Origin of the sequence: Flavobacterium sp. Root186, assembly GCF_001428525.1 — a bacterium.
GTDB lineage: Bacteria > Bacteroidota > Bacteroidia > Flavobacteriales > Flavobacteriaceae > Flavobacterium.
In genome coordinates, this window is the sequence record NZ_LMHW01000016.1 from 293,389 (window position 1) to 304,392 (window position 11,004).

General features: G+C 36.8%; 5 protein-coding genes. All 5 read right to left on the reverse strand.

Going from position 1 to position 11,004, the window contains the following annotated elements:
- Position 1: 1 nt before the first annotated feature.
- Positions 2-2,236 carry a glycoside hydrolase family 3 C-terminal domain-containing protein gene (locus ASD98_RS21980; protein WP_082577912.1) on the reverse strand — a complete coding sequence of 745 codons (2,235 nt, stop codon included), beginning with the start codon at positions 2,234-2,236 and terminating at the stop codon, positions 2-4.
- A 36-nt stretch (positions 2,237-2,272) separates the two neighbouring features.
- Complete coding sequence (locus ASD98_RS21985) at positions 2,273-3,868, reverse strand: glycoside hydrolase (protein WP_056208880.1); 1,596 nt, start codon at positions 3,866-3,868, stop codon at positions 2,273-2,275.
- Positions 3,869-3,873: 5 nt separating this feature from the next.
- The gene (locus ASD98_RS21990; RefSeq protein ID WP_056208881.1) at positions 3,874-6,030 is read right to left on the reverse strand and encodes a glycoside hydrolase family 3 C-terminal domain-containing protein; all 2,157 of its coding nucleotides are present in this window, start codon (positions 6,028-6,030) and stop codon (positions 3,874-3,876) included.
- Between the two features lie 31 nt (positions 6,031-6,061).
- Complete coding sequence (locus ASD98_RS21995) at positions 6,062-8,068, reverse strand: glycoside hydrolase family 97 protein (protein ID WP_056208885.1); 2,007 nt, start codon at positions 8,066-8,068, stop codon at positions 6,062-6,064.
- 442 nt (positions 8,069-8,510) lie between these two features.
- Complete coding sequence (locus ASD98_RS22005; protein ID WP_056208891.1) at positions 8,511-10,910, reverse strand: alpha-xylosidase; 2,400 nt, start codon at positions 10,908-10,910, stop codon at positions 8,511-8,513.
- Positions 10,911-11,004 lie beyond the last annotated feature (94 nt).

Below are 11,004 nucleotides of genomic sequence, written 5' to 3' on the forward strand. Positions count from 1 at the left end.
CTTACTTAATTGTTACAGCGATTTCTTTTTTAATATCCCTTGAAGAATTCCCCACTTTTAAAGTGTATTGTCCTGGCTCAACCGTCCACTTTTTAGCGGCAACATCATAATACGCCAGTTCTTTTACCGGAACTTTAATGGTAACGGTTTCTAATCCTCCTGCTTTAACCAATACTTTTGCAAATCCTTTTAATTCTTGAGCTGCACGAGTAATTTTAGAATCTGATTTGGAAGCATATAACTGAACAACTTCTTTTCCATCAACTTTTCCTGTGTTTTTTACTTCAACAGAAACTGAGATTGTTTCATTTTGAGCATAATCAGTTTTATCTGCTTTAGCATTTTCAAAAGCAAAAGTGGTGTAAGATAATCCATAACCAAAAGGATATAAAGGCGCAATATTTTTAGTATCAAACCAACGGTACCCTATTAAAATTCCTTCAGCATAATTTACTGTTTTTCCTCCGGGGAAACTGTTTGTGGCGTGTGCCGGAGAATCCATAATTGCTTTAGGCATTGTCCAAGGCAATTTTCCAGACGGATTTACTTTTCCTAATAATACATCGGCCAAAGCATTTCCTCCTTCAGAACCGTTAAACCAAGACCAAACTACGGCTGGAGTTTTTTTGCTTATATTTTCAATTTCAAAAGGTGCTCCGGCAACAAAAACAACAATCGTTTTTGGATTAACGGCCAATACTTTTTGAATTAATTCTTCTTGTCCAAAAGGCAAATGTAAATCTCTACGATCAGATGCTTCTGTCTCATAATCACGGTTTGAACCTGCAAAAATAATCGCAACATCAGATTTTTTAGCCGCTTCAACTGCTTCCTGAACTTTTGCCGGATCTAACTGATCAATAGTTACCGGACCATTTGAAGTAATATTTCCTAGATTTCCTTTATTTTTTTCATCGTAACGCTCTAAATATCCTTCGGCATAATTGATTTTTATTGATGAAGGAAGTCTGTTTTTTAAACCCTCAAGCGGTGTAATTTCTCTTTTGGTTTTTACTCCGGCACCAAATCCGCCAAGTGCATTTTTCTTTGTTGCATTATTCCCAATTACGGCAATAGATTTAACTCCGTCTAATTTTAAAGGTAATGCGTTGTTTTCATTTTTCAATAACACAACCGCTTCTGCAGCGATTTTATAAGCATCCTGATAATGTGCTTCGGTTGCGATGCTTCCTTTCGTGCGTTCGCCGCCGCCCATTGCTTTTACCTGAAATAAAACTCGCAAAATACGTTTTACATGAAGATCGATTTCTTTTTCTGAAACTTCACCGGATTTAACTGCAGCAATTAATTTATCGGCCAGGAAAAATTCGTTGAATGGTTTTGGTGTTCCCATTTCAATATCTAAACCATTTTTTAATGCTTTTGCTGTAGAATGCACCGCAGCCCAGTCTGAAACCACAACGCCTTTAAATCCCCATTCATCACGAAGGATTTTATTCAGCATATAATCGTTCTCACATAAATATTCTCCTCTAAATTTATTGTAAGCTCCCATTATGCTGTATGCTTTAGCTTCTTTTACCGAAGCTTCAAACGCCGGAAGATAAATTTCACGAAGTGTACGTTCGTCAATTTGTACATCAACATAATCACGATTGGTTTCCTGATTGTTTGCTGCAAAATGTTTTACGCACGCCATTACATCTTTTTCCTGTAAACCAACGATTAAAGGCACTGCAATTTTTTTATTCAGGAACGGATCTTCCGACATGTATTCGTAAGTTCTTCCTCCAAGCGGCGTTCTCACCATATTGATTGCCGGAGAAAGCAGCATATCTTTATCCCTAGCACGTAATTCTTCTCCTAAACTGGTTCCAAAAGTATGCGCCATTTCTGCATTCCAGGTTGCTGCCAGAGCACCTCCCGCAGGATAATAGGTCGCAAAATCGTTTGTCCAGCCTGCCGGAGCCCAATTGTCTCGTGAAATTTCTTCACGAACCCCAAGCGGTCCGTCGGCCATTTTTAATTCCGGAATTCCTAAACGTTTTACGCCTGCATTGGCAAACATACTGTTTCCGTGCAGCATTCCGATTTTTTCCTCAAGTGTCATTTGAGAAATTAATTTATCTATTTCGGCATCATGTTCTGTACCGATTTCTTTTCCCTTATATTCTTTCTGAGCTGATGCAGCATCTGAATTTTGTACTTCATTTTTGCACGAAACAAACAGCATAACTGCCAATGCCGCTGAGAAGTATATAAATTTGTTTTTCATTGATTGTGGTTTTAGTTTTTAGATTTTATAGTTAGTTTACTGTTTCACAAATCTAAACATATAAACGTCGTTTTCGTTAATCGCAATTTCTCTATTAAATGTTCCTTTTGAATCGATTTTTATCTTTTCTCTTGAAAGCAGGCAATCGTTATTTTTTTCTTTGAGAAGTTTTACTTGTTCTTTACTCAATTGTTTTGGGCTTTTCATGGCCAGATAATCGGCATAAACATCATGTATTTTATAACCAACTTTGTAGATTTCTAAATTGTATTTTCCTTTTGCTAAATGGTCTAATTCAATTTTGACAATCCCTTTTTGTTTCGACGGCAGATCCTGAAGATAATAGGTTTGATTTAAAACTTTATCGCCCGGATGTGTATTGGTAAAATCCCAGAACAAAAGCTGTACATCGCCTTTTTCATTTTTACTTACCCATGAAGTTTTGTCTGTATTTTGAAGTTCTGTTTCTCCTAGTTTATTCATTAAATAATAAGAGAAATAGGCCGGTTTTTTAATTCCCTGCGTATTCAACAATCCGAAACCGCCATGAAAAGGTGTAAATCTTGGTCCGGCTTCTTCAAAAATATCGGTAAAAACCCAATATGACATGGAGTTTGCCGCATTGCCAACTTGTTTTATTTTTTGCAGAATATACGCTGCTGAATGATAACTGTCGTGAATTGGATCTGCCGGAGTATAAGATGTGCTCCATTCTGTATAATGCAATTCTAAATTTGGCTTTGCCGAAGCTGCAATTTGTTTTCTTGAATTTAAAATATCGCCGCTTACGCTGAATTCATCCTGACTTAAAATAGTTCCCGAAGTTCCGAATTCATCCAGATAACCATGTTTTACACCATAAGTATGTGTTGAAATAAAATCGATCGGAACATTATTTTTAGCACAAAAATCAATTGTTTCAGGAACCCAGCCTGCTCCTGCTGTTGCTGGTCCGCCGACTTTATATTCTTTGTTTACACTTTTTACACCTCGTGCTGCATACTCATACAATTTGAAATAATCAGCCTGTGTTCCTGTCCAGAAACCCGGAGATAAATTGGGTTCATTCCAAACTTCAAAATACCAGGTCTTTACTTCTTCCGCACCATAACGTTCTGTAAAATGCTGGGTTAAATTTTGAATTAAATCTTCCCATTTTTTATAATCTTTTGGCGGTGTTACGTTTCCTTTCCACCAGAAAATGGTTTCTTTTCCGCTCGCTAAAGCCGCTGGCATAAAACCCAATTCTACAAAAGGTTTCATTTTTAAGCTCACAATATAATCGAACAAAACATCGACATATTGATAATTGTATTCTGGATTTCCTTTTTCGTCTTCACGATAAACGGCCATGTCGTCTGTCAATAAACCGTGCATTCGAATATATTTAAAATCACATTCTTTTTTAACCAATGCCAGTTGTTCCTGCCAGTCAGCACGCAAACCTTCATTTGCTCGTCCTGCTCCAATACATTCTTTAAACATAGTGTTTAGTTTTCCTGCCTCTTTGTTGTAGTCGACTTTTATGATTCTGGTTTCAGAACTGGTTTTTGCAGCATTTATTTCTTGCCCAAACAATTCAACATTGATTAGTGATAGCAAAACAAATAGTATTGTTAAGTTTCCCTTCATTGTAATTATTTTACTGTTATCTTTTTATTTAAAAGAATATTATCAGATGCACTTCCTATTTGAATTTCTAAACTATTATTTTCTAGTTCAAATTGCTGCTTTGCTGTGTTCCAATATTCTATATCTTTAGCTTTCAAAGTCAAAGAAACATTTTTAGTTTCTCCGGCTTTAAAACAAACTCTCTGAAATGCTTTCAGTTCTTTTTCAGGACGTTCTACCTTCGACTGCAATTGTTTTACATACAATTGAATTACCTCATCGCCGTCTTTCGTTCCGGTATTAGTAACTGAAACTGTAATTTTTAGTTCTCCATTTTTCCCAATGGTTTCTGAATTACTTTCAATTGAATTGTATTTAAAAGTCGTATAACTTAACCCGTAACCAAAAGCATATAATGGTTTTTCTTTGAAATACATATAAGTTCTTCCATTTCGGATATTATAATCTAATAATTCAGGTAAATCAGAAATGTCTTTTACCCAAGTTTGAGTCAAACGACCTGCAGGATTATAGTCTCCAAATAAAACATCAGCCAAAGCTGTTCCCGTTTCCTGACTATTTTGTGCCATGTGAACTATTGCCGGCACGTGTTCTTGTGTCCAATTTATAGCGTATGGAAAACTGCTGATTAAAGCAACAACAGTTTTAGGATTAGCCTGATACACTACTTTTATCAAATCTTCCTGCTCTAAAGTCAGCGATTGGCGATCGACAGATTCTTTACCTTCGCTTGGAACGGGACAATTTGCCCAGCCCGCGTTACAAACCGGATGATTCCCGACAATTACAATTACAGCATCTGCTTTTTTGGCAATTGCAGCCGCGTTACCATCAATGTTATTTTTGGCATAAAGAATTTCAACATTGCTTCCTAACTTATTTTTAATTCCCTGTAAAGGTGTAATAGTGTAAGGAGGTGTTCCACTGTACCAATCCAAAAGCACTTCATCGGCACGAGGTCCGATTACAGCAATTGTTTTTACTTTTTCTTTTTGTAAAGGCAGTAAACCAATATTATTTTTCAGCAGCACAATAGATTTTTGAGTTGCTTCTAAAGCTATTTTTTTATGCGCATCTGTTTTCCAAGGATCGATGGTGTCTTTTTCTATTCCGATTTTTGCATATGGATTTTCATCTGAAACATCCAGCATTCCCAATTGAATCATGACTCTATAGTTGCCACGAATAACAATGTCGATGTCTTTTTCTTTTAAATATCCATGCGAAAGCGCTCCATAAACCGCTTCTGTATATTCATCCAAAAACTGATTAATTCCTGCTTTGATAGCTGCTGCGGCTCCAAGGTATTTGTCAGCATAATATTTATGATCTGAAAGCAGCAGTTTAAATGCGCCGCCATCAGTACAAATAATTCCGTTTTGTCCCCATTCTTTTTGAGTAATATTTTTCAGCATCGGATGAACCATTGCGGGAATTCCGTTTACTTTATTATAAGCTGCCATATAAGCACGGGAACCGCCTTCAACAACTCCCATTTGAAAGGGCAAAGCATAATATTCGCGCCAAAGTCTTTCGTCAAAATCAGACGAAGTGTATGTTCTGCCATCTTCATTGCTATTAGCTAGAAAGTGTTTCATTAACGAAGCCGTCTGCCAATATTTTGGATTATTTCCCTGCAGTCCTTTTACAAAAGCAACCGTCATCGTTCCGTTAAAAAAAGCATCTTCTCCATAACTTTCTTCAGTACGACCCCAACGCGGGTCTCTCGCTATATCTGCATTTGGAGCACGAACGACCAATCCACCGCGGTGGTATTTTTGAAAAGCATATCGCGTTTCGTAACCTTCAACATTTGCCACTTTCTGAAGCAAATCAACATCCCACGTTTCTCCCAAACCATAAGCCTGAGGAAAAGTTGTAGTTGTTACGGGTTGTTTATTTTTTCCTCCCCATTCTCCAGGTCCTCCCAAAGCCAAACCGTGCAATCCTTCTACATGACCCGTACCTATAACACCTAATCTTTTAATTGATGGATTAGTACTTAAGGCCTGTACTTTTTCATCAAGTGTCATCAGAGACAATAAATTATCAATACGCTTTTCGGTATCTAATTTAGAATCCTGAAAGGGATATTGCTTTTGCTGTGACAACACCAAATTAATAAACAAAAGAAAAATGATATGCAGAATGAGGTTTTTCATTTAAAAGAATTGTGGTTTGGTCTGTCTACATTTATAATTTTTTAAATCTTATCGCCGTTCCGCCAGCTCCGCCTAAATGTAATTTTAGTAAATCTGAAGCCTTTACTGTTTTCTTTGAAATCGCTACTGCTTCCGGATTGTGTTTTTGGTCTGTTCCTTCGGCGTCAGCATAAATCTGAGCTTCGTAAGTAGCAGTGGCATCTAAGAATGAAAGTGAAATTTCAAGATCTCTTGGGTTTTCATTTGTGATACTTCCTAAAAACCAATCGGCACTGTTTCTGTCTTTACGGGCTGTTGTAATGTATTGACCAATTTCTCCATTCAACACTTTTGTATCTTCCCAATCTGTCGGAACGTCTTTCAAAAATTGTAATGCTGGTTTTCCTTCATAATTTTCAGGAAGATCGGCAAGCATTTGAATTGGAGAATATGTTGTTACATAAATCGCCAATTGCTGCCCCACTGTTCCCTGAATTCTTTTTCCCGGATAACCTTGTTTTACCTCAACATCAAAAATTCCCGGTGTAAAATCCATCGGTCCGGAAAGTAATCTTGTAAATGGAATGATGCTTAAATGATTTGGCGGATTTCCTTCACTCCATGCGTTATATTCTTGTCCGCGTGCCGCTTCTCTTGAAACCATATTTGGATAAGTTCTGCGTTCTCCGGTATCTTTTATTGATTCGTGATACAAAACGGCTAAATCGTATTGTGCTGCTTTTTCTAAAATATATCTGAAATAATTTACTCCAAACTGTCCAAAGTGCATTTCTTTCATGTTTAATTTAGAACCTACATGGCCAATCTTTACGGTATGAATTCCGAGTTTTTTGTATAATGCAAAACCTTCATCAACTTGTTTTAAATAGTTAATAAGATTTGAACCTGTTTCATGATAACCAATTAATTCAATATTCTTTTTCTTTCCGTATTCGACTACTTTTTCTAAATCAAAATTGTCTGCATTTTTCGTAAAACTGAACATGTGCATTCGGTTTTCATACCAGCCCGGAGTCCAGCCTTTGTTCCAGCCTTCTATCAATAAATGATGGAAACCTTCTTTTGCAGTAAAATCCATATATTCTTCGGCGTGTTTTGTGGTTGCGCCTTGTTTGTCACTTTCCCAGAAAGTATATTTCCCGATGTGCATTCCCCACCAAATTCCTAAATATTTATAGGGTTTAAAATAGCTGTTTGTATTTTTTAATTTGTTTGGCTCGTTTAGATTTAAAATCAAATAAGACGTAATTAAATCGGTTGGTTTTTCACCAATCTGAATGGTTCTCCAAGATGAAGTAAAAGTGTCTTTTACACGAACTTTTACACCATCTGACCAAGGCACAAGATCTGTTTTTAATTGTGTTCCAACATTGTTTACCAAAGTTGTACTCGCATAATCAATCAAATTGGCTTCGTGAAAACTCAATGCTAATCCGCTTTTGCTTTCGATTGTCAGTGGCGTTAAAACCGTGTCCAGCTTACTAACCGGCGCAGCTTCAAATAAATATTCGTCGCGGTTTTCTCTGTTTGCCGGAATCCACCATGCTTTTCCGTCTTCTTTTAAGTTAAAAGTTGTTTTTTCATCCATAATGAAAATACTGTCTTTTACATTTTGTTTTGGATACACATATCGAAAAGCTACTCCGTCATCGAAAGCACGAAATTGGATTTCTAGTTTACGTTTGTTTCCTGTTTTTTGCTGTAATTGAACAGAAAGCTGATTGTAATGATTTCTGATGTTTTTCTTTTCTCCCCAAACTTGTTCCCATGTTTCATCAAAAGTGGAATTTTTTACATTTTTGATTTCGAAATTAGAGCTGAAATCTTCATTTCCTTTCAATAAAAAACCTAAATCCGATGGTGTAATAACTTCCGTTTTTCCGTGCGAAACGGCATATTTTGGAGCATTTTTTACGAGCTCAAATTTTATTTTATTTTGTCCGTTTGGCGACGCTAGTTCGTAAGCATTTTTATTTTTCTGACTGTATCCAATCGAAACGGAAAGGATTAAAGCGGGAAGAATGAGGTAATTTTTCATGATATTTTTTCTTAATTCATTTTTAATAAATCGGGTGTTGCTTGTGCTTTCACCCGATTTAGAAACTCAACAAAAACTTATTTTTATCCTGTTTGGATTATTTTTTTGCCACGAATTCCACGAATTATCGCGAATTTAATTGTGACTGTTTTTTGCCACAGATTAAAAGATTCTAAATGATTTCTTTATTTTCTGTGGGTTTATTTTTTCTCGCAGATTTAGCAGATCATGCAGATTTTTAATTTTTAATTCTTTATCCCGTAGGGATTTCATGTCGGTAGAAAAACAGAAAACCGGTTTTAATGTCCCGTCAGGGACTACATGTTCTTCTTTTGTGTATTCCCTAACGGGAAAAATGACTACATTGGTAGATATTGCTACCGACATGAAATCCCTACGGGATAAAAATCACTCAATTTAATTCTTTTAATTAGCAACTTTTTTATTTCACCCACTCTGTTTTTAGAGTCGTTTTTCCTTTTAATGGGTTTGATGTTACGTCAAAATTGTTTCCGCTTTTGGTCACTTTTATTTCTTGTACTGCATCGCCGTCCGGTAAAAATATTTTGGCTGTAGCCGAAGTAGTTTTATCGCTTGCATATACTTTTAGTGTTAATTTGCTCCAATCCATGTCTTTTGTAGATTGTGCTAAACCAATGTGAGGAATTGCAGTTCCATCTTTTACCAAAACTACGATTGGCACTTCTCCGGCTTTAATTTTATGCCAGCCAGACTGGTACACTTTTTTAGTTTGGTAATCAATCCATGTTCCTTCCGGAAGATAAACGTCTCTTTCTGTTACTTCTTCAAAAAGTGGTGCTACCAAAATACTTGATCCAAATAAATATTCATTATCGACTAACCAGGCTCCCGGATCATTTGGATATTCTACAAATAAAGCACGCATCATTGGTAATCCTTTTTGAGAACTTTCTTTCGCCTGAGCGTAGATATACGGCATTAATTCGTAACGCATATTATCTGCTTTTCTAAATCCTTCCAGAAAATCTTTGCTGTATAACCAAGGTTCGCGCGGAGGCTCTCCGTGGCTTCTTACGTGTGATGTAAACATCCCGAATGGTGCCCATCTTCTGTATAAATTCTCTGGTGATTTTGTTGCAAATCCCCCAACATCATGACTCCAGAAACTGAATCCGCTTAGGCCTAATGAAAGTCCGCCACGTAATTCTGCCGACATTGCTCCGTTTGAAGTTTCGGCATCTCCTCCCCAATGTAAAGGGTAACGCTGAGATCCTGCCCAAGTACTTCTCGCCCAGATTAAAGTATAGCCTTTTTCTTTCTGCGTAATTTCGGCAACGGCTTTATTATATCGTAACGGATATAAATTGTGTTCGTAAAATCCTGTTCTTCCAGAATGGTAAATGCCGTCCGGCGGAGCAGCTTCTCCAAAATCAACTTTGAAAACCGAAACACCTTCGTCAAATAATTTCTTCAATTTTGCCTGATACCAGGTTACTGTTTCAGGATTTGAGAAATCTAAAACAGCATCTTCATACGGTAGATTTCCTTTTCTGTCTCTTACTGCAAGGTTTTTATCCATGATTTCAGGGAACAAAGTATTCTTTGGTGTAAAATAAGGTAACTGCCATAAACACACATGAAAACCATCTTCTTTTAAATCAGACATCATTTTTGTGGCATCCGGAAAACGTGCTTTTGCAAACTCGTAATTGTTTCTCCAGTCTACATCAAACCAGCCTGTGTCAAAATGAATCACATCTGTTGGGATTTTGTATTTGCGTAAATCTTTTGCTACTTCTCTTCCTTCTTTTTCAGAGAAATAAGTAATTCGGCTCATCCAAAAACCGAATGACCAAAGCGGCGGCATAGCCGCTTTTCCGGTTAAATTGGTATATTGATCTAAAACGTCTTTTGGTTCTCCAATGAAGAAAAACAAATCGGCTTCGTCATCGCCAATGTACATTTCGTTGGCACTTCCAAAGTATTTTCCAAAGTCAACTGTAATTGGTGTTGAATGATGCATGAAAACTCCGTAACCGCGGCTGCTCATGTAAAACGGAATTGGTTTGTACATCGTTTCATTTTGGATTCCGTTGGCGTCATCCGTCCATAAAACTACTTTTTGACCACGTTTGTTGAATTGTGTGAATGATTCTCCACAGCCAAATATTTTTTCGTCTGGTTCTAAGCTGAAAGCTGCGCCCATACTTCTGGAATAATCGCTGTTTCTGCGAACGTACGAAAACGGAAGTGTTGGTGTATAAGTGTTTTTAAAATCGGTATCATGAAGTGTACTGGTCAGCAATTTTCCGTTTTCATCGTAAATTTTTACGTGCCAAGGTTTTGTCAAAATTTCAACAACGCCATGTTTGCTGGTGTATTTGTGACCGCCTTCTATTTTAGAATATTTCCATAATTCCGGGTGATTTGGCGCAACGCCGTCCACTAACATTAAAGATTCTTTTTGTGGATGAAACTGCGGTCCCGAAGTAGTTTTTATTCTGATCGTTCTATCGGAAACAAACTGAATTTCGAATGGCAATTCTGGCGAAACTTCGTATTCTGTTGTTGGAAATTCGTTTGCTTTTTCTACATCAGGTTTCATCATCATATTGTTGAAAGCCTGACGTGTTTTGTAATTGTATCGCAAATATTTTATAGTTCCTTTTCCTGTTGCGGGATCAAAAGAAGCTAGTTCATCGGCAAAATAAAAGGTGTTCAGGTAATTCTGAAAATCTTTGCTGATGTCTATTGGAGCGTTTAACACATCTGCATTTTGGATTTGTGCCGATGCTTTTGGCGTAAGCAGAAATCCAAACATACAGATTGAAAACAAAGTGGTTAGTTGTGCGTTTTTCATTGGTTGATAATTCTAGATGTTAGTTCTCCTGCAAGGTTCCAAAACCTTATAGGTTTATATTTTTTCTTCTATTTAAAATCTAATTATACATTTC

Excerpts from the sequence above, each read along its gene's own strand:
- ASD98_RS21980 (WP_082577912.1), bottom strand. The coding sequence starts at position 2,236 with ATGAAAAACAAATTTATATACTTCTCAGCGGCATTGGCAGTTATGCTG.
- ASD98_RS21985 (WP_056208880.1), bottom strand. The coding sequence starts at position 3,868 with ATGAAGGGAAACTTAACAATACTATTTGTTTTGCTATCACTAATCAAT.
- ASD98_RS21990 (WP_056208881.1), bottom strand. The coding sequence starts at position 6,030 with ATGAAAAACCTCATTCTGCATATCATTTTTCTTTTGTTTATTAATTTG.
- ASD98_RS21995 (WP_056208885.1), bottom strand. The coding sequence starts at position 8,068 with ATGAAAAATTACCTCATTCTTCCCGCTTTAATCCTTTCCGTTTCGATT.
- ASD98_RS22005 (WP_056208891.1), bottom strand. The coding sequence starts at position 10,910 with ATGAAAAACGCACAACTAACCACTTTGTTTTCAATCTGTATGTTTGGA.